The sequence below is a fragment of the Pseudohalioglobus sediminis genome, from assembly GCF_008370495.1.
GTDB lineage: Bacteria > Pseudomonadota > Gammaproteobacteria > Pseudomonadales > Halieaceae > Halioglobus.
Window position 1 is genome coordinate 270,168 of the sequence record NZ_VTUX01000002.1, and the last position, 20,012, is coordinate 290,179.

A 20,012-nucleotide genomic window follows, 5' to 3' on the forward strand; every position below is an offset into this window, starting at 1 on the left:
GTTGGCCCCCAAGCCCCCGGCGCGCCCTAGAGGTGCTCACCGTCGAGGTAGTACCAGCTGCCGTCGATGCGCTCAAAGCGACTGCGTTCGCGCAGGCGATGGCCCTTGCCGTCAATCTTGAAACGCGCCACAAACTCCACCTTGCCCCTGGTGTCCGTCTCCAGGCCCGCTTCGGTGTCCTTGATGGACAGTCCTATCCATTTCTGCTGCGGGTCCAGGCGCACCCGTGAAGGCCGCGTCTGCGGATGCCAGGTGGCCAGCAGGTAGTCGGCCTGCCCTACGGCGAACGCGGTATAGCGGGAGCGCATGAGTGCTGCAGCGGTCGGCGCCGTCGCCCCGCCTTCCAGATAACGACCGCAACAGGCGCGGTAGTCAGCGCCACTGCCACAGGGGCAGCCAGGCTCTGCCGGCTTAGCTTTGCTCATCAGGCCCCGCATATTTCGGCAACCGCAGGTCAAACAGAATCGCGCAGGCACGCAGGGTAAATGCCGCGGCAATGGCAACCGGGATAGCCACCGAATCCGGCACTGCAAAACTTTGCATAGTGGTATAACAGGCCGCTCCGAGCACCGCCGCGGTGACATAGATCTCCGGCCCGAGGAGTACGGGCTCCTGGTTCAGCAAGGTATCGCGGATCATGGAGCCGAAGGTGGCGGTCATGACGCCCATGCCCACCGCGACGATCATCGGCGCATCAAATTGTGTCGCCTTGATGGCACCCAGCACGCTGAACAGAGACATGCCCACTGCATCGGCCCACAACAGCACGCGATGCAGGGAATGGAACAGGGGCGCCATAAACCAGGTGGCGACGGCGGCAGCGAGGCAGACCCACAGGTACCTGGTCTGCTCGAACCAGAACACGGCGTCGGCGCCCAACAGCAGGTCGCGCACCGTACCACCGCCTATGCCGGTAATGGTGCCGAACAGGATAAAACCGAGAATGTCGTGCTTCTGCTCTGCCGCTGCCAGGGCGCCACTGACGGCAAACACGGCCGTGGCGACAAGATCGACAATACTGATCGCCTCATGCAGCAGCATTCACTGGCCACCGCCGTACTGCACATCCAGATAGGCGAGAATGTCCTCCGACTCAAACATGCCCGCTTCCGTATTGGGATCAAACAGGTAGGGAATGGATACCTTGCCCTCTACATGCTGTAACTGGCGGCGGTTTTCCAGGCGGCTGTCGGGGGTCACGTTGAGCGCTTTGCGCACCGGCGGCAACAACCACTCGGCCAGCTCGGAACGGCCGCAATTGCGCACCACATAGGGGATTTCCATTATGCACAGTTTCTCGCGCACCGGGCGCGCATAGGGACTGGACTCGAAACTGTACAGCTCCAGCAACTGCTCCGGCATTTCGCCGGGGTGAGCCTGCATGCTCTGGAACGTGCGTGGCGCACTGGCCAGCATGGAGCCTACGGTCTGCAGGGAGCCGAACTTCCACTTCATCGGCAGTCCATTGGCGTAGGTGTCGTACAGGTAGGCAACGATATCAAGCGACTCGTACATTTCCGTGCCGGTATTGGGATCTACCAGGTAGGGAAACTGGGCCTTGCCCGCGCGCGCAACCAGTTCCGGGCGAAAGCGCTGCCCCTGTTTGGGGCATGGCAGGATAACGACATCGAGGTCCAGTTCGGTCAGGGCTTCCCGCACCAGCCTGCAGTAGGGGCAGTTCTCGATATCGTACAGCTGCAGCAGTTCAGCCGGTTTCTCGCCCACCCGATTGACAGCGATGCCGTTGCTGCTGCGCACCAGGGTGGAGACCAGGGATGTTGCCAGATTCAGTGCCATCACGCTTTTCCTTGTTAACGGGCGTTCACGCCTCGCGGTAACAGATAGTGGGGATTTACAGCGCCTGGTATTCCTTCTCCAGGCGCTTCATTGCCTTCTTGGAAACGCCGCCGAGCACGCTGATGGCGTGACGCAGGCGCGCGCGACTCATGTCGGGCCCGAGCATGGCCATGGAATCCACCACCGAGAACGACGCGCTGGTGCCGGCTATCGCGATAAAGATCGGCGCCAGGAAATCCTTCACCTTGATACCGAGCGTATCGGCCAGCGCCTTCAACTCGTCCCAGATCATGTCGCGCTCCCAGTGGCGCAGGGATTCCATGCGCCACAGGGCAAACTGCAGCCCCTTGACCACGTCGTCACGCTCACCGCGGACGGAGTCGAAATCTGTCTCACTGATCGGCAGCGTACCCGAGACCAGGAAAGCCGCCAGGGGCGCAAAGTCGCTGAGTGTTTCCATGCGCTTGCGGGCGTGGGGCAACACCTGCATCAACATGTCCTCGTTGTACGCCCAGTTGACCAGGCGCTCGGCGAGTTGTTGCTCGTCCAGGTCCTCGCGTATCCACAGGCCGTTCAGCCAGGACAGTTTCTCCACATCAAAAATCGGGCCACCCAGTGACACCCGGTGTATGTCGAAATTATCCTGCATCTGCTGCAGCGAAAATTTCTCACTCTCGTCGGGCATGGACCAGCCCATTCTGCCAAGGTAATTGAGCAGCGCTTCCGGGAGATATCCCATGCGCTGGTAATACAGGATGCTGGTGGGGTTCTTGCGTTTGGACAATTTGGATTTGTCGGGGTTGCGCAGCAACGGCAGGTGGCACAGCTGGGGCATATCCCAGCCGAAATACTGGTACAGCAGTTTGTGCTTGGGCGCAGAGTTGATCCACTCCTCACCGCGGATCACGTGGGTAATCCCCATCAGGTGGTCATCTACCACGTTGGCCAGGTGGTAGGTGGGCATGCCGTCGGACTTGAGCAGTATCTGGGCATCCACCATGCCCCAGTCCAGCTCGATACTGCCGCGCAGCATGTCATCGACAACGCAGGCACCCTCCTCCTCGGGCACCACCATGCGGATGACGTAGGGGGCGCCGGCCGCTTCGCGACGGGCTGCCTCGTCTTCAGGCAGGCGCAGGTCCGAGGGTTTCAGCGCACTGCTGTTACCCGCCTCGCGGCGAGCCTCGCGCAGCGCGTCGAGCTCCTCGGCGGTGCGGTAACAAACGAAAGCCTTGCCCTCGTCTACCAGCTGACGGGCGTATTGCCCGTAGAGCGCCATACGCTCACTCTGGCGGTAGGGTCCGTGCTCGCCGCCGACATCGGGACCTTCATCCCAGGTCAGCCCCAGCCAGTTAAGCGAGTCCAGTATGGCGCGCTCCGATTCCGGTGTACTGCGCGCCTGGTCGGTGTCCTCGATACGCAGTATGAACTGCCCGCCGTGTGCGCGGGCAAAGCACATGTTGAACAAGGCGATATAGGCGGTGCCGACGTGGGGGTCACCGGTGGGTGATGGCGCAACGCGCGTGCGAACGGTCATAACGATCCTGGCTATGTGAAAAGAGCGGCGATTATACGGGCTCTACAGGGCAAATCCCACCGATCGCGGTGCCTGTCGGCCGGGCATCAGCCCAGCAGGCTACCCATCGCTTCCTGCTCCGCCTGCAACACTGCAACCACCGGCGGAAACGCCTTGACCCGCTCCACGAAACCGGCATAACGCGGCCAGCGACCGGCATCGACCGTGTAGCCACCAAGTCCGGCGTTGATGGTCGGTGAAACCAGGGCGATATCAGCCGTGCTGAAATCCCCGAACAGGAAGCCCTGCGCGGGCACCTGGCTTTCCAGGTAATCCAGCGCACCGGGAAGCATCTCGTGCACCACGCGCCGCACCCTGTCTTCATCCGGCTGCTCGTTGCGCAGCCCCGGCTTGACCACATTCTCGATAAATGGAACCGACATGTACTCGAGTAAGCGGGTATCCCCATACTCCTCAAGGAAGCGCGCCCGCGCGCGCTCGGCAACGTCGCTGGGCATGGTCGCCGGCTCCGGGTACTTTTCGTTCAGGTACTCGCAGATCACGCTGGAGTCGGGCAAGGTCACTTCGCCATCAACGAGCACGGGGATTTTCAGCAAGGGACTGATTTCGATAAAGTCGTCAGGCATCATCCCGGGAATCACCACTTCAGGCTCATAGCTGATGCCCTTGATGGTGAGAATGGTTGCCACCTTACGAACATAGGGTGATAGATGTGCGCCAATCAGTTTCATGTGTGCTGCTCCGACTCGTGGGAAAACAGTAGTGTAGCAGCCCGCGCCTTCAATCGTGCTCGTATTCGGACCATCCCAAAGCCTGCAGCACACCGGCAAACACGTCGTCCAGTTCGGCCTGGAAATCCATTGCACGACCGGTGTCGGGGTGTATCACCGACATGCGCCGGCAGTGCAACAGCAGTCTGGAGCACCGGTAAGCGCGCTGGAAATAGCGATTGTGAACACCCTTGCCGTATTTGGCATCACCAATTATCGGGTAGCCCAGGTGCTTCATATGCCGGCGTAACTGGTGGCGCCTGCCCTGCACTGGCTCGAGCCTGACCAGCGAGTAGCGGGTTTGCGGGTAACGTTCCACGGCGACCGGAATCTCGGCCCTGGCCAGGCACTGGTAGTGGGTCGTAGCCGACTGCGCCGGGCGCGCCTCACGGCGATCGCGATCGGCAACCGGGTCTGGCTTGTCACGCAGGGCGTGGTCAACACTGCCCGACTCAGGGCACCAGCCACGCACCACCGCCAGGTATTGCTTGGCCACGCTATGGGCGACAAATTGGGCAGACAGGGCCCGCGCCGTGACCGGGTCCAGCGCAAACAGCAACACGCCCGAGGTGGGTTTGTCGAGGCGATGCACCGGGTAGACATGCTGCCCGACCTGGTCGCGCACGGTTTGCAGGGCAAAGCGCGTTTCATGGCGATCTATCGGGCTGCGGTGAACCAGCAGTCCGCTGGGCTTGTTGACGGCAACCAGGTACTCGTCCCGGTACAGGACCGGCAGCGGCGACGTCTCAGTAGCGGTCAAAGTAATCCTGCACCATGCCCGGGTCACTGCCGCGTGTCAGCACCAGCTTCAGCAGCACTCGCGACTGGGCCGGGTTGAGTTCACCGGAGGCAACCGTCCCCAGGGCATCATCGTCTATCTCTAACTTGCGCCCCACGGGCCCGGTGGTAACGCGCGTGGAGCGCACGACCACCACGCCCTGCCCGGTGGCCCGGGCCACGGCCTGCAGCGCCGCGGCCGTCATGTTGCCGTTGCCGACACCGGCGATGACCAGGCCCCGGGCACCATTGGCCACGGCGGCATCGATCAGGTCTGCCGAGAATCCCGCGTGCATATAGATCACATCGACCCGTGGCAGGGTCTTGTGGCCAGCCACGCTGAACTCAGACGCCGTGCCATGCACGCGGTAGGGTTTGCGGAAATAGCGATTGTCACCATAGTGCGTGGTACCCATCAGCCCGCGTTCGGCAGAGACAAAAGCCTGCACATCCGTGGTACTGGTCTTGGTCATACCCCGGGCGCCATGGATATCGTCATTGATGACCACCAGCACGCCACGGCCACTGGCTTCCGGGTCTGCTGCCACAGCCACGGCATTGTATATATTCAGCGGCCCGTCAGCGGACAGCGCCGTGGCCGGGCGCATGGCCGCGGTCAGCACCACGGGTTTGTCGCTGTGCACCACCAGGTTGAGGAAATAGGCCGTCTCTTCAATGGTGTCTGTACCGTGGGTAATGACCAGCCCATCCACGTCGTCGCGGGCCAGCAGCTCATTGCTGCGCCGCGCCAACTGCAACCAGATGGCATCGTGCATATCCTGGCTGCCAACATTGGCGACCTGCTCGCCGCGCACATTGGCCCGTTCCTGCAGCTGCGGCACCGCCTCGATCAGCGTTTCTACGGCCATCTGGCCAGCATCATAGCTGGCCTGGGTGCCGGATTTTGCCGCACCGGCTATGGTCCCGCCGGTAGCGAGGATAACGACGTTGGCTTTCATGGATTCTCCTGCCTGGGTCGCGACGCTGGCGAGCAGAGCCAGGGTCAAGGCCGTCAACCGGAGCAAGCCCGCATATTGGCCACCTATTGTTGACGGTGGCTGTGAGTATCGGGGAATTGCCGTCGCTGCTCAAGGGTTGCGGGAGCACTAGCGGCTGCGCAATTGTGTACATCGTTTCCGCGAATCACATTACGAGGCATCCAGAGTACGCCGAGCATTACCGCAGCACAGGATAACTCCTCTACAAGCGGATTAAATGTGACGGATAAGATGACAGCGCTGCTGTCGGGTCCATAGAGAGGCCAATAGCTGGGCATCATACTGGGTTGTCGAAGCGCTCCGGATACTCGTCTGGAACCAGGTTCAGCACTGCGACTGATAAACGAGAGACTGATCTATAACGAGCTTCACGCCTCGAGAGGCTAATCTATGCTCAAGCGATAAAGGTTTTTGAGTGTCCCTGGCATCCACTTTGTGTGGAGAAAAGCGTGCAGCCAAAGAAGCAGCCGCACGCTGTATTGACTTCCCGAAAGCTACTCGCAGTTTCTCACAGAACACTCACAGGAGCCTGCCCGTCCCCTCGGTGGTCTGCGATGGATGGTGCTTACCCATGCACCCGTCCATTCGCCATTGATCTGGTCGCACCGTGCAGGGCATACACTCTCGGCACCAAACCTACCGGGCCTTCTGTAGTGCAGGTGTGCGGTTTGATCGATGATGCTGAACTCCGGTAGATCACCGTGATCATAGTGCGCGTCAACTGCTGGTAATGCGACGCTGATCAAGCGCAATTCATCGTCTCCCTCTACATGACATATGTTCACGAGTTCCTTGCCATAGGCGTTGCCGTTTTGAGCATACACCGATCCTGAGAACGCTAGCGCAATAAAGATGGCGGCCGCTGTTGCTTTATTAATAATTTCATACATCTTCCTTACTCCTTGTCTATTGCTGATCCACATTCCTTCCGCGGCGCACTTGCTCAAGCGTCACGGCTGGTCAAGTCAGTGTAGTAATGGTTCAGGAGTGCCAGTAGAGGGTTGAAAGTGTAGGAATTTCGGCTTCTCATATGTAGAGCGTATTACCCAGGAGCGGGTAACGGAGTGTAGGACGAGATATCTACAACTACTTCCGGTATAGGTCGAAGAGACTACATCACGAGCAGGGAACATGGTTTGGGGCGTAATTCGCCTCAGTTAACAAGGCCGAGCCGGAACGCATAGCTGGTGAGTTCCGCTGCGGAGTGGAGGTCCAACTTGGACATGATTCTCGATCTGTAAGTGCTGACGGTTTTGGGACTCAGCTCCAGATTTCGTGCTATTTGCTTGCTGGATTCACCATGGGCCAGGTGCATCAAGACTTGCAGTTCACGCCCCGAGAGTGGAACTGGAAGCTTCTGCGCAGCGATCAAGGAGCTGTTGCTTCGAATGATGGGCGAAATGTAAATGCCACCGGCTAATATGACTTGCAAGGCAGTTAGCAGCTCCCCAAATTCACATTCCTGGGAGAGGAGCGCACTAAAGCCGTCGTATTTTGTGCCGAAAACATCTTTCGTATCACAGGGAGCCAAATAGACAAATGCCGTTGAGTCCGCAGCAAACAGATAGTCACCCGGCTCGCGACATTTTTTGGCAGGAAGTTCCCCCGTCAATATTGCGATTTCCGGCTCCGATGACCTGAGCTGAGCGGGAACTGACTCAGCATCATGAAACAATCCAACGACCGTAAATTGCGTTTGAGACTCCAGGAGGGCGGAGAGCCCTTCGATCAGCAATTGGTTCCTGCCTGCCAATAACACCTTATGGACAGTATCACCGTAGTGTTCAGTGTCACCCGAGCCTATGGACCCCGCGCCAATAGGGTTAGCCCTGGCGGATGGGTTCGCCAACAAGTAGCTGTCTCTCGTCACAGCACTTCCTCCGGTTCCGTGGAAGTATTGGCACTGACTGCATGCATTGAGGACTATTGCGCATTACTGCACAAAGAAACATTAGATATAGTATGTGATTACGACTATGTCAAAACACCGCCTCGTTAGATGCACTGTCTTGATGTTAAAATCGGACTGGAACCGCAAACCCTGTTTTCGCTCAGATCAACACTCTTCCCGTGGACAGGGCTTGGCGGCTATTGCCATTTTGCCGCGTTTCATGCGGTGCGGGATGAGAGCTGGACAAGGCGTTAGTGCGTTGGCAAATCAGACGGCCTAAAGTGCGCCAGCGGCACCAATGGACTCTTGCGGCCTACACGGGTTTCGATATTAATACTGTAAATGCCTGATAAAAATGACAATTCCGACTTCTCCAAGAGCCGGCGCTTCTGCATCGCTCCGATGATGGACTGGTCTGACCACCACTGCCGCTATTTCTGGCGCCTGCTCACGCGCGAGGCATTGCTGTACACGGAGATGGTCACCACCGGGGCGCTGATCCACGGGGACAGGGAACGCTTCCTGCACTACAACAGTGAGGAGCATCCGGTCGCGCTGCAACTGGGCGGTTCCAACCCGGAGGAGCTGGCCCGTTGCGCGCAATGGGCGCAGGAATGGGCCTACGATGAGGTCAACCTGAACTGCGGCTGCCCCTCGGACCGGGTGCAGTCAGGTATGTTCGGCGCCTGCCTGATGGCCCAGCCCGCACTGGTGGCGGACTGCGTGCGCGCCATGAAATCCGCCTGTGACATCCCCATCTCGGTCAAGCACCGCATTGGCATCGATGACATGGAATCCTACCAGCAGATGCTCGATTTCGTGGCACCGATAGCGGAGGCCGGCTGCGGTGTTTTCATCGTTCATGCACGCAAGGCCTGGCTACAGGGGTTGTCTCCCAGGGAAAACCGCGAGATCCCGCCGCTGAACTACCCCTGGGTGTACCGCCTGAAACAGGACATGCCGGAACTGGAGATCATCATCAATGGCGGCATCAGGAGCCTCGAGGAAGCCGAACAACACCTGGCCCATGTGGACGGCGTGATGGTCGGTCGCGAGGCGTACCAGAATCCGTGGATGCTGGCGCAGGTGGATGCGCGCCTGTTCGGCATGGACAGTGGTCCGGATTCGCGTGATGATGTGCTGGCCGGGCTGCTGCCCTATGTCCGCCGCCAGCTGGACCAGGGTGCGCGCCTCAACCACATCACCCGGCACGTGCTGGGCCTTTACCAGGGCGTACCGGGCGCACGCCAGTTCCGGCGCCACCTGAGTGAAAACGCCTACCGGCCCGAAGCCGGCCTGGAGGTACTCAGCGACGCCTTCGACAAGGTGCGCAACCGCACCCGTATAGAAACCACGGCGAACACAGCAACGCTTCCCAACCCATGAGCGGGTGTGAATAAACGCACCCGGCCAGCCAACACAGGACAAGCAGACGTGAACAGCAAGCTCGAACAGTTGAAAACCATGACCGACGTCGTTGCCGATACAGGCGACATCGAGGCGATACGCCGTTTTCAGCCCATGGATGCCACCACCAACCCCTCACTGCTACTGAAGGCGGCCGCCCTGCCCCACTATGCGGAGCTGCTGCAGAATGCCAAACACTGGGCCAGCGCCCAGGGCGGTAGCGACGCGGAGCAGCTGGCAAACTGTTGCGACCGCTTCGCCGTCGATGTGGGCTGTGAAATCCTGGGTATCGTCCCCGGACGTATCTCCACGGAAGTGGATGCCCGCCTGTCATTTGATCGCGCCGCCACCATTACCCGGGCCAGAAAGCTGATCGGCATGTATGAGCAGGCAGGTATCGGTCGGGAACGCATCCTGATCAAGATTGCCTCGACCTGGGAAGGTGTCTGCGCCGCGCGGGAACTGGAACGCGAGGGCATCAACTGCAACCTGACCCTGCTGTTTGGTTTTACCCAGGCCGTGGCCTGCGCCGATGCGGGGGTTTTCCTGATATCACCCTTTGTCGGGCGTATTCTCGACTGGCACCTGGCCAACACCGATTTACAGGTGCTGAAGCCACAGGACGACCCCGGCGTGCAGTCTGTCAGCCGCATTTACGATTACTACAAGCAACACGGTTACCAAACCGTGGTGATGGGCGCCAGCTTCCGCAACACCGGTGAGATCGAAGCGCTGGCCGGATGTGACCGGCTGACTATCAGCCCCCCGTTGCTGGAGCAACTGGCCGCCGACACCGCCGCGCTGCCGCAGCAGCTGGATGCCAGCAAGGCCAGCTCGGCGACCCCAAGGCACACTCCGGATGAAGTCGAGTTCCGCTACCAGCTGAATGCCGATGCGATGGCGACAGAAAAGCTCGCTGAAGGTATCCGCAATTTTGTTGCCGACCAGATCAAGCTGGAACAGCTGATCCGCGGGTAACAGCCCGGGTCGGGCTTAACTGTGCTCCAAAGCTGACAACAGGTCCTTGAAACGGGCCCGGTTCTCTTCCGACAGGCTCATCAGCGTGCGGTGCGCCTCGATCACTTTATCGCGCACCGACTCCTCGCTGCCCTCTACGTGGGGTATTTCACTGATTTCATCGGTGTTGGCGCAGGCTTCCTCATGCAGTTCGAACAGGCGCTGGAAGCCCATGCTCTTCAGCAGGCGATTGATCCCGGGGTCGCAGGAGTAGATCGCGGGCTGAAAGCCAAACTTGTCATTGACCTCCAGCGCCAGCTTGGCGAGCAGTCCCAGGGTGGTAGAGTCGATGCCCTCGGCCTCACACAGGTCCACCCACACGCTGGCGAATGCCGGGTCTTCGAACATACGCTGGATGTACTCATCGATCGTCGTAGACAGAGTGAGGCGCACGTCGCCTTCAAGGCGAATGACATAGGCACCATCGTGACTGGCCGCCAGAATTTTTCCTTCCTGCATATCAGCCTCGCTTGCTGACGAACAGAGCTGCGATATCATCCGGTGCGGTGCCCACCCGGTCAAGCCCCAATCGGGTCACCATTTCTTCGGGTGAGGCGGCAGCTTGCTCAAATACCTCAAGGAAGTACTTTTCTTTTTCTATCAGGTTCTTCGGCGGCAGGATTTCGAGGATGCCGTCTGAAAACAGCGCCAGCATGAAGCTGTCCGGCAGGTCGATCAGGTGCTCCTCATAATGGGCGTCTTCCATGATACCCACCGCAGAACCTTCGCCACGCAGGTAGCGGGCACCCTCCCCACTCACCAGCACCGGCTGCGGCAGGTGCCCGGCCACGCTGTAACGCAGCGTGTTGGTCTGCATATCGAGTACCCCGACCACCATGGTGGCGAACTTGCCCACCTCCAGGTCCATCAGCTCCCGGTTGGCGCGCTTGAGCAGGGCCGAGGGACTGAGAATGGTATCGTCGCTACGGCGCAGCAGGTCGGAACGCTTGCGTGCAAACAGGTTTTTCAGCAACACGGTGGCAAACGCGGACGAACTGCCATGGCCGGACACATCGGCCATAAAAAAGGTGACAAAGTGATCGCCGACCGTGAAGTAGTCGGTGAAATCACCACTGAGGTAGAGAGACGGGATAACCGTGTGGCTGAACACGTAATCATCAAGGATAAGCGGCGTTGCCGGCAGCATCCGCATCTGCACCTGGCGTCCGGCCTGCTGGTCCTGCTCCAGCATCTTGATCGTGCCGCGCAGTTCCGTATTGGCGGCTTCCAGACTGTGCCGTGACTGTTCCAGTTCACGGCGCACCTGGCGCTGACGCATGCAGCGGTCCATGGAGCGCTTGAGGGCATCGACATCGGCAATGGGCCGCACAAAAAAGTCGCTGGCGCCAACGCGCAGGGCCCGCATCATGCGGTCGGCCTGGGCCTCGTCGCTGATAAGGATAACCGGGATCTGCACGTCCATTTCCTTGAGCGTGCGGCTGGCGAAGTCCCAGCTCAGGCCTTCCATGTCCATTTCACACAGAATAACGTCGAGGTCGGGGCGATGGTGAAGGTATTCACGTGCCGCGTTGGCATCCGTGTACACCTCGGTGGCATAGCCCAGGGTCTCGACTAACGCTGCCAGCGACCTGAGGCGATCCTCATCGTGGTCAACCACCAGTGCGGTACCAATCAATTCCATGCGGGTGATGTTCGTTATAGGGTTATCAGCGACACTACGCCCATCACCATAGGCAGGCAACCATGCTTACACCGGATTGGGCAGGATTTCACACTTTTGGATTCCGGACCCGAGTGCCCCCTTCATCGGCCGGGTACCGGCGCAGGCAAACGGCACGGTGCTGAACCAGGGCGCGGGCGGATCAGAAGTCCTCCCAGTCCTCACCGCGGTCGAAATCGGAGAAGTTGTCTGTCACCACGCCATCGTTGACGAAGGTCTCACGCTGCTGCAGGTAGGCATCGCGGACAAAGATATACTCGTCACCACTCAACAGTTCGTCTGCCTGCAGCAGCCTCGCCCTGCCGTCAATGAGTTCCAGGCCCCAGAGGGAGTTGCGCACACGCACGTTATCGATATACGTGGGGATTGAGGTATAGGTATCGAATATGGTCCCGGTACCACTGCGGAAAGTACGTGGACCGAAGAACGGCACCATGATGTAAGGCCCGGGTTTTACCCCCCAGATTGCCAGCGTGTGGCCGAAGTCGGTCCGGTAGGGTCGAATACCCATCGGCGTCGCCACGTCAAACAGGCCGGCAAGGCCCAGTGTGCTGTTTACCAGGAAGCGCCCTCCTCCCTGTGCGGCGCCGACAAAACGCCCCTGCAGCACGCCGTTGATGGCCGAGTTGAAGTCGTACATGTTGGCAAACAGGTTACCCACGCCCCGCTTGGCAAAACCCGGCATGACCCAGTCATAGCCTTTCGCCACTGGCCGCAGCAGGTACTTATCGAAGGTGTTGTTGAGAGCGAACAAGGGCCGGTTAATCGCTTCCAGCGGGTCCGGATTAGGTGCCTTCTCCTCCGCTACGGCTACTGGCGGGGCAAGCGCAAACACAATGAGCAGCAGTAAGGGGGCGAATTTCATGGCATGGCGGACCGGAATAAGAGGCGGAAATGTTACGCTCACTATGGCAGGCGGGCAAGCCTTGTCAATTATCGCCCACCGGCAGCAGCACCGAACTGGCCAGCAGCTTACCGATTTGCTCCAGTGCAAAACCGGCTATTTGCTGGCTATCCACGCCCATCTCCGCGGCAAGTGTATCGATCACGGCGGCGGTGGCAGCGGAGCGGTTGTCTCGCAGCAACTCGAGCAGCCTGGCGGTAGCCGCATTGAGCGCCATGAACTGCACCTTGTCCTGACGATCACGATACACCACCAGGAAAGTAGGCGCTGCCGCCTCGGTCGGTTGATAACCCGGCCCGATTTCATGCACCGGGAAAGCGTAATGCAGCACCCAGGCCAACGGTGACAGGGTCAACACGGCCTGCGATAGCTCCGCCACGGGCGCTTCCGCCGGCAATGTTTCCTCGGCCACGTCGAGGGCCAGTTCCACCCACTCGTAGTGGGCCAGCTCAGCCATAAACGGGGGATCACATTCCCGCGCCTGGTGTTCGTCCATCAGGTAGGCAATGAATTCCTGGCTGATCTCGAGGAAATAAGGCGAGCGACAACGGTGTCGATCCATAAACAGGCGCACGAGTTGTTGCCACTGGGCGTCGTCATACAGGCTGCGCAGCACGGGAAAACCGCCACTGATGAAACCTTCCACATTGTTGTAGATCAGATCCCGGTATACCTGCAGGCGCCGCTCCTCCACACCTTCCGGTGCCGGGTGTCGCGGGTCGCGCAGGTGGGCGGCCATGCGTAGCTGCGCCTGTCTGAGGCCGGCGCCACTCACGACCCCCCTCCGGAGGCCACACCCGTGGCTTGCGCATGCCCTTGCAGGGCGCGCACCTGCTCCACTTCCTGCAGCAGATCGGTCAGTGGCGGCAGGTTGAAGTCGCGCTCCAGCAGTGTCGGCAAGTTGCCAACGCGCTGATAAGCCTGTGCCAGCAACTGCCAGACCGGGTCGATTACATCAGCGCCATGCGTATCCACCTTGAGGTCTTCAGCCTCGTCGTAGTGCCCGGCCACGTGGATATAGCGGGCACGCTGGAGTGGCAGCGATTCCATAAAAGTAATGGGGTCATACCCGTGATTGATACTGTTCACGTAGATATTGTTGACGTCGAGCAGCAGGTCACAGCCACTGCCATCCAGGACAGCATTGATAAACGCCGCTTCCGTCATGTCCTGGTGCGGTTGCGCGTAGTAGGAGGCATTTTCAAGCGCGATCGGCGCGCCGATGATGTCCTGTACCTGGACAATCCGCGCGACCACGTAGTCCACCGCCTCCTCGGTAAAAGGGATCGGCAGCAGGTCGTAAAGGTGGCCTTCCGCCGCACAGTAGGTCAGGTGCTCACTGTACAGTGGCACATTAAACTCGGTCATGAATGCGCGCACCGCGCTGACCAGTTCCATGTCCAGGGGGTCAGGGCCGCCAATGTCCAGCGACAGGCCGTGCAGTACTATGGGGTAGCGCTCCGCCATCTGCCGCAACTGGCGACCGAAGCGCCCACCCACGCCTATCCAGTTTTCAGGCGCAAGCTCCAGGAAATCGACCGCTCCCTGGTCCATGTCGAGCATCGGGCCCAACAGGGCCCGCCGCAGGCCGAGTCCCGCTCCGTGGAACCCGGCATCTTGCATTGGCATCAGCCGCCGCACTTACCTTCGCCGCATTTGCCTTCGCCGGATGATTTCTCACCGCCGCATTTACCTTCGCCGCACTTGCCTTCGCCGTCGGCTTTCTTGTCGCCGCACTTGCCTTCGCCGCACTTACCTTCGCCGTCGGCTTTCTTGTCACCGCATTTGCCTTCGCCGCACTTGCCTTCGCCGTCGGCTTTCTCACCGCCGCACTTGCCTTCACCACACTTGCCTTCGCCGTGCTTGCCATAGTTGGCCAGGTCATAGCCGCCGCTCAGTTGCTGGGCAGAAAACGGATTCACTTCCGCAGACGCCATCGGTGCTACAGAAGTTGCCAGGAAGGCTGCGCCGAGGGCGGCGGCCAGAGTTTTTTTGGAATGAGCCATGATAGGTTCCCTGTTGGTAGTCGAGTTTGTTGTCTTAGCACGCCGCGCGGAGCTGATACAACCCTCCGGGGCTCCACGTGACACCTGTTGTGACAGGGCCCGGTCGAGGAAGTTTCAATACCCCAGTGAATTAGTCAGCAATTTTTTACAAGCGGTCGGGGTTGCCGCAAACTGCCCCTCAGCCAGGATTGGCCTGCAACCAGGTTTCCACCTCCGACCACTGCTGGCGCAGGCGCTTCTCGGATACCGCCTGGCGGGTGCCGAGATTCTGCGCGAACAGCGACACGCGAAATTCCTCCAGCATCCAGCGAAACGTCTGTGCCGCGGGGCAGGCGCGCAACAGTCCCTCACGCTCGGTCTGCGCCGTCGCGAGTGGCGTCGCCAACGCACTGAGCATATCAGTGTACTTGAGATCCTTGGCATACTGGCCCGGCAGGCGCTCCAGCCGGTTGAGCAAGGCCTTGAGGTAGCGGGGATACTGCGCCAGCCAGCTCGCCGGGGTGTCGCGCAGGCAACCGGGCCGCAACAGCGCCGCCAGTTGCTGCGCCATGTCCGGTAGACTCCCCTGCCACTTTTTTGAGTCCATACTGGCGAGCAGCTGGCGAATACGCGCAGCCACCGGCAAGCTGGCCTGCAGCACATTTTCGATATCGTTGGCCTCGGTAACAATGGCGCCCTTGCCACGCTGCAACAGCTGCTGGAACGCCTCTTCCGTGTACGGCAACTCTGCATCCAGTTGCATGGCGCGCACAAACGCGGCGTCCACCAGGTCGTCAACCAGCACAGTGCGCTCCACCGCCGCTCCCGCCAGCATCAGGTTGAATTCATTCCCGCGCAGCATTTGCTTGCGCAGGTACTTGACCGATTGCGCGCTGTGCAGGCGCAGCAGGCGCAGCACGCCCAGGCGATGCGCCTGTCGTGCGGCCTCGGGGTAGTCACAGAGCTCGATTGCCACCGTGTCGCGGTGATCAACCAGCGCGGGAAACGAGAGAATCTCTATACCGGCCTGGCGGAAGCGCCACTCTCGCGGCAGCGCGTCGAAGTCCCAGCGGGTAATTCCAGCCCGCGCGGGTGACTCGCGCTCATCGCTACTGAGACTCTGGCGGGTATCACTGCGGTACTGCTCGATAAGGCGCTGCAAATCGCGGCTCTGCTCCAGCAGGCGACCCTCGCCGTCCACCACGCGAATATTCATGCGGTAATAATCGTCGAGTTTATCCATACGCCAGTCGTCGACGGTCAGGGACACGCCCCCCAGCTTACCCAGCACCCGCGCCAACTCGACGCGCAGGTCCTTGTCGCAGGGGGCCAGCTCTGCCAGGGCACGGTCAACGTAATTTGGCACCGGGACCAGTTTCTTGCGCTTGTCCTTGGGCAGCGCCTTGACCAGTGCGATACATTTCTCGCGCAACAGGCCGGGTACCAGCCAATCAAACAGGTAGCGCGGCACCCTGTTGAGCAGGGCGACAGGGACGGTCACCGAGACCCCGTCCGTCTCGCGACCGGGCTCGAACTGATAGCTCAGGCGCAACTGCAGGTCGTGCCACTGCAGCTGGTCCGGGAATTGCTCTTCCCAGTGGGCGCCGGGGTCCCGTGCCAGCAGCATCTCGCGCTGAAGGCGCAGTTCCCCATCGGCCTGGGAGTGCTTTTTCAACCAGGCGCGCAGGTGGTTTGCCGTGTAACAGTCTGCGGGCAGGCGCTCATCGTAAAAGCTGAACAGGACTTCTTCATCTACCAGGATATCCCGACGCCTGACCCGCGATTCCAGTTCCTCAAGTTCGCGGACGAGGCGCTGGTTGTGCTTGAGGAAGCCGGGATGCTGCCGGTACTTGCCCGCCACCAGGCCTTCGCGAATCAGCAACTCGCGCGCTTCCGCCGGGTTGATCGGGCCATAGTGCACCGAACGCTTGTCAGAGACGGTGAGGCCATAAAGGGTCAGGCGCTCCCAGGCCATCACCCGACCGCTGCGGGACTGCCATCGCGGCTGGTAATAGTGATGCTTGAGCAGGCCGGGATTGACGTCGATAACCCACTGCGGATCGATTGTGCCGACAGTCCGTGCGAACACCCGCGAGGTCTCCACGATCTCCGCGGCCACCAGCCACTTCGGCTTCTTGCGCGCCTGCGACGAGCCGGGGAATATCTGCATCTTGCGATTGCGCGCACCGAGGTATTCACGGTCTTCCTGGTGCTGCGCAATATTGCCCAGCAAGCCGGCCAGCAGCGCGCGATGCACGCCCTCATAGTTTTCTTCCTCCGGCAGTTGCGTTGCCGGGCGCAGCTTTTGCTGGCGACAGGCAATGGTGAGCTGCATATGTATATCACGCCACTCGCGCATGCGCTGGAATGACAGGAACTCGCGCTTACACAGCTTGCGCAGCTGGTTCTGGCTCAGTGCCTGGCGCTGTTCCTCGTAATAGCGCCACAGGTTGAGCCACGCCATGAAATCCGATTTTTCGTGTTTGAAGCGAGCATGCGACTGGTCGGATTGCGAGCGCTGGTCCGCCGGCCGCTCCCGCGGGTCCTGGATTGCCAGTGCACTGGCAATCACCAGCACCTCGGCCAGGCAGTGATGGGTGGCGGCGGCCAGTACCATGCGACCGAGGCGCGGATCGATAGGCAGGCGCGCCAGTTGCCGGCCAACTGCCGTCAGTTGACCCTCTGCGGTGACCGCGCCCAGCTCCTGTAGCAACTTGTAACCATCGCGCACCATGCGCGGGTCGGGAGGATCGATAAAGGGAAAGGCGTCCACTTTACCGAGACCCAGGGTGAGCATTTGCAGCACCACGGATGCCAGGTTGGTGCGCAGGATTTCCGGGTCGGTGAATTCAGGGCGCCCCTGGAAGTCCTGCTCACTGTAGAGGCGCAGGCAAACTCCTGATTCCACTCGGCCGCACCGACCCTGGCGCTGATTGGCACTGGCCTGGGAGATGGGCTCGATCGGCAGGCGCTGCACCTTGGTGCGATAACTGTAGCGACTGATGCGCGCCTCACCGGGGTCGATCACATAGCGGATACCCGGCACGGTGATCGAGGTTTCCGCCACATTGGTTGCCAGTACCACGCGCAGGCCGCGACGTTTTGACAGGTCAAATACCCGGTTCTGTTCGGCCTGGCTCAGCCGGGCATACAGCGGGAGGATATCCAGCTCCGTATCCTGGCGCAGTTGTTTGGCGACTTCGCGAATGTCGCGTTCCCCCGGAAGGAACACCAGTACATCACCGCGCTTACCGTAGTCGCCAGCGTCAATATCCGCGACCAGCCGCGAGATGCGCTCTGCGCTGCTTTCATCTTCCGGGGTGTTTTCCAGGTAGTGTGTCTCCACCGGGAAAGTACGCCCCGACACCTCGATGATCGGGGCATCATCAAAGTGACGGGAGAAGCTCTGCACATCAATGGTCGCGGAGGTGATAATGAGCTTCAGGTCGGGGCGCCTGGGCAGCAGGCGCTTGAGATACCCGAGCAGGAAGTCGATGTTCAGGCTGCGTTCGTGGGCCTCGTCGATGATGAGTGTGTCGTAGCGTTTGAGCAGGCGATCGCGCTGCATCTCCGCGAGCAGGATACCATCGGTCATCAGCTTGATCGCGGTATCCTCGGACACCCGGTCAGTAAAGCGCACCTGGTAACCCACCAGCCCACCCAGTTCGCCGCCGAGTTCCTGGGCGATACGTTGCGCCACGGTGCGCGCGGCCAGTCGTCGCGGCTGGGTGTGGCCGATGAGACCGGCACTGCCGCGACCGGCCTGCAGGCAAATCTTGGGCAGCTGCGTGGTTTTACCCGAGCCGGTCTCTCCGGCGACGATCACCACCTGGTGTTCGGCGATAGCGCGCGCGATTTCGTCCCGGCGGGCGGAGACCGGGAGCTCCTCCGGGTAGTGAATAGTAATGGGGGCGCCAGCCGGGCTGTTCGTCATGATGTCGTTCAAGTATGGGGGAAATCGGCTATGCTTCACGCACGTGAGAACCGGGACCTATCGCCTATGTCGCAACTGACCAACTTCACCTACGACGAAATCACCATAGGGCAAAGCGCTACGTATGCCAAGACCGTGCGCGAACTGGACATTCAGTTGTTCGCCGCCGCCTCCGGGGATATCAACCCATTGCACCTCGATGCAGACTTCGCCAGCCAGACCCGCTTCGGCGAGCGCATCGCCCACGGCATGCTGACAGCGTCCTTTATCTCCGCGGCACTGGCCATGAAACTGCCGGGGCCGGGCTGTATCTTCATGGAACAAACCGTGAAATTCAGGCTTCCGGTCTGTATCGGTGACACGGTGCGCGTGGAACTCAGCGTGATCGAGAAACAGGATCGCCGCAAAACGGTCACCCTGGACTGCAAAGCCTACAACGACAATGACAAGCTGGTGCTGACGGGCACTGCGGTGGTCATGGCGCCAACGGAGAAGCTCGCCCTGCCGATGCCCAAAGCACCGGACTTCGGTTGAAGCGACTCAGGCGTCCTCCTGCCGGGCCTGTTCCTGGTCGTGCAGAAACTGCTGGTAGTCCAGGTACATCAGGCGCAGCATCACCGCCGCATCCCGCCCGGCGGTGTTAGCCGACAACACCATCACCGAGGGTACTTCGCGCTCCACCGTAACGCCGGTGATACCGAAAATTATGTTATCCGGGTTCCCCTCGGCACCGTAGGTGTTGATGTTCTGCTGTTGCTGTACCGCGTTGGCCAGATTAGCGAGCAGTACGCTCAGGCTGGACTTGAAGGCGCCGAAATTCAGCGTGCCCTGGTATTCGCTGTGATCCAGGGACAGGTCAAAGCGCACGGTGGACTTGTCCTCCATTTGCACGTTGGTCAGGGCCACTCGCTTGCCCGAGGCTATGTCCTTGAACAGGTTCTTGGCCTTGGTCCGGTTTTCCTGCATGAAGGCGCGATGCAGCAGGTTTACGGATATGGTCAGGAACTGGTCCCTGGGCAGGGTCTGTGTTTCGATCTCGGCCATGTCTACCTCTGTGCTTGAAAGGTGGCAAGTCTACTGGCAGCGCCCGCCGCAGGCAATCGCCAGGCCCCGCACCGGTCTCCTGGCCGGGGGCGATCACCGCCGCCAACCGCCACAGCCACTCAGGCGGCCTGCCCCGGCGCCAACTATCTGTTGATATTGCCTGTTTACGGTGGCTGCCAGTTGACTGTTTTTGTTATTATTTCCGCCCGAATTCTGACTGGCAAACTGACCATGCGCAAGGGTCCTGCTACAGGACAATACCGCCTCCGC

At 60.3% G+C, this 20,012-nt stretch carries 19 protein-coding genes; 3 read left to right on the forward strand and 16 right to left on the reverse strand.

The annotated features are described in order from the left end of the window. Positions 1–26 precede the first annotated feature (26 nt). The 8 genes from F0M18_RS05225 to F0M18_RS05260 all read right to left on the reverse strand — a co-directional run bounded on the left by F0M18_RS05225 (position 27) and on the right by F0M18_RS05260 (position 7,749). Complete coding sequence (locus F0M18_RS05225; protein WP_149610351.1) at positions 27–425, reverse strand: YchJ family protein; 399 nt, start codon at positions 423–425, stop codon at positions 27–29. Next, positions 412–1,041, reverse strand: coding sequence for a trimeric intracellular cation channel family protein (locus tag F0M18_RS05230; protein WP_149610352.1), 630 nt, complete (start codon positions 1,039–1,041; stop codon positions 412–414). The genes F0M18_RS05225 and F0M18_RS05230 overlap by 14 nt, the downstream gene beginning before the upstream one ends. After that, a complete protein-coding gene (locus F0M18_RS05235; RefSeq protein ID WP_149610353.1) occupies positions 1,042–1,797 on the reverse strand; it encodes a glutathione S-transferase N-terminal domain-containing protein in 756 nt (251 codons plus the stop codon). It abuts the gene before it with no gap. Between the two features lie 55 nt (positions 1,798–1,852). After that, positions 1,853–3,334 carry a glutamate--tRNA ligase gene (gene gltX, locus F0M18_RS05240; RefSeq protein WP_149610354.1) on the reverse strand — a complete coding sequence of 494 codons (1,482 nt, stop codon included), beginning with the start codon at positions 3,332–3,334 and terminating at the stop codon, positions 1,853–1,855. 86 nt (positions 3,335–3,420) lie between these two features. After that, on the reverse strand, positions 3,421–4,065 hold the full coding sequence (locus F0M18_RS05245) for a glutathione S-transferase family protein (protein ID WP_149610355.1): 645 nt from the start codon (positions 4,063–4,065) through the stop codon (positions 3,421–3,423). A gap of 49 nt (positions 4,066–4,114) precedes the next feature. Beyond that, positions 4,115–4,864 (reverse strand): pseudouridine synthase, encoded by a 750-nt coding sequence (locus tag F0M18_RS05250; RefSeq protein ID WP_149610356.1) that lies wholly within the window; start codon positions 4,862–4,864, stop codon positions 4,115–4,117. Next, the gene (locus F0M18_RS05255) at positions 4,851–5,840 is read right to left on the reverse strand and encodes a type II asparaginase (RefSeq protein WP_149610357.1); all 990 of its coding nucleotides are present in this window, start codon (positions 5,838–5,840) and stop codon (positions 4,851–4,853) included. Before F0M18_RS05255 ends, F0M18_RS05250 begins: the two co-directional genes overlap by 14 nt. A 1,192-nt stretch (positions 5,841–7,032) precedes the next feature. Continuing rightward, positions 7,033–7,749 (reverse strand): response regulator transcription factor, encoded by a 717-nt coding sequence (locus F0M18_RS05260; protein ID WP_149610358.1) that lies wholly within the window; start codon positions 7,747–7,749, stop codon positions 7,033–7,035. A gap of 363 nt (positions 7,750–8,112) precedes the next feature. Here F0M18_RS05260 and dusA point away from each other — a divergent pair, with 363 nt between their 5' ends. Next, a complete protein-coding gene (gene dusA / locus F0M18_RS05265; RefSeq protein ID WP_149610359.1) occupies positions 8,113–9,156 on the forward strand; it encodes a tRNA dihydrouridine(20/20a) synthase DusA in 1,044 nt (347 codons plus the stop codon). A 48-nt stretch (positions 9,157–9,204) separates the two neighbouring features. Further along, the gene (gene tal / locus F0M18_RS05270) at positions 9,205–10,155 is read left to right on the forward strand and encodes a transaldolase (protein ID WP_149610360.1); all 951 of its coding nucleotides are present in this window, start codon (positions 9,205–9,207) and stop codon (positions 10,153–10,155) included. Positions 10,156–10,170: 15 nt separating this feature from the next. Here tal and F0M18_RS05275 read toward each other — a convergent pair whose 3' ends face one another. The 7 genes from F0M18_RS05275 to hrpA form a co-directional block, all read right to left on the reverse strand. After that, positions 10,171–10,653 (reverse strand): STAS domain-containing protein, encoded by a 483-nt coding sequence (locus F0M18_RS05275; protein ID WP_149610361.1) that lies wholly within the window; start codon positions 10,651–10,653, stop codon positions 10,171–10,173. Between the two features lies 1 nt (position 10,654). Beyond that, positions 10,655–11,836: a PP2C family protein-serine/threonine phosphatase gene (locus F0M18_RS05280; protein WP_149610362.1), complete on the reverse strand. Its 1,182-nt coding sequence runs from the start codon at positions 11,834–11,836 to the stop codon at positions 10,655–10,657. A 181-nt stretch (positions 11,837–12,017) separates the two neighbouring features. Beyond that, a complete protein-coding gene (locus tag F0M18_RS05285) occupies positions 12,018–12,740 on the reverse strand; it encodes an MlaA family lipoprotein (RefSeq protein WP_149610363.1) in 723 nt (240 codons plus the stop codon). 64 nt (positions 12,741–12,804) lie between these two features. After that, positions 12,805–13,554 carry an HvfC family RiPP maturation protein gene (locus tag F0M18_RS05290; RefSeq protein ID WP_262500833.1) on the reverse strand — a complete coding sequence of 250 codons (750 nt, stop codon included), beginning with the start codon at positions 13,552–13,554 and terminating at the stop codon, positions 12,805–12,807. Continuing rightward, on the reverse strand, positions 13,551–14,408 hold the full coding sequence (locus tag F0M18_RS05295) for an HvfB family MNIO-type RiPP peptide maturase (RefSeq protein ID WP_394349382.1): 858 nt from the start codon (positions 14,406–14,408) through the stop codon (positions 13,551–13,553). Before F0M18_RS05295 ends, F0M18_RS05290 begins: the two co-directional genes overlap by 4 nt. After that, positions 14,408–14,785: an HvfA family oxazolone/thioamide-modified RiPP metallophore gene (locus tag F0M18_RS05300; protein WP_149610364.1), complete on the reverse strand. Its 378-nt coding sequence runs from the start codon at positions 14,783–14,785 to the stop codon at positions 14,408–14,410. The genes F0M18_RS05295 and F0M18_RS05300 overlap by 1 nt, the downstream gene beginning before the upstream one ends. Positions 14,786–14,963: 178 nt before the next feature. Further along, positions 14,964–18,698 (reverse strand): ATP-dependent RNA helicase HrpA, encoded by a 3,735-nt coding sequence (gene hrpA / locus F0M18_RS05305; RefSeq protein WP_149610365.1) that lies wholly within the window; start codon positions 18,696–18,698, stop codon positions 14,964–14,966. Positions 18,699–18,764: 66 nt separating this feature from the next. Here hrpA and F0M18_RS05310 point away from each other — a divergent pair, with 66 nt between their 5' ends. Next, positions 18,765–19,232 (forward strand): MaoC family dehydratase, encoded by a 468-nt coding sequence (locus F0M18_RS05310; protein ID WP_149610366.1) that lies wholly within the window; start codon positions 18,765–18,767, stop codon positions 19,230–19,232. Between the two features lie 6 nt (positions 19,233–19,238). On the opposite strand, the gene F0M18_RS05315 is transcribed toward F0M18_RS05310, so the two are convergent. After that, entirely contained in the window at positions 19,239–19,742 is a 504-nt protein-coding gene (locus tag F0M18_RS05315) for a hypothetical protein (RefSeq protein ID WP_149610367.1), read from the reverse strand. Positions 19,743–20,012: the final 270 nt, after the last annotated feature.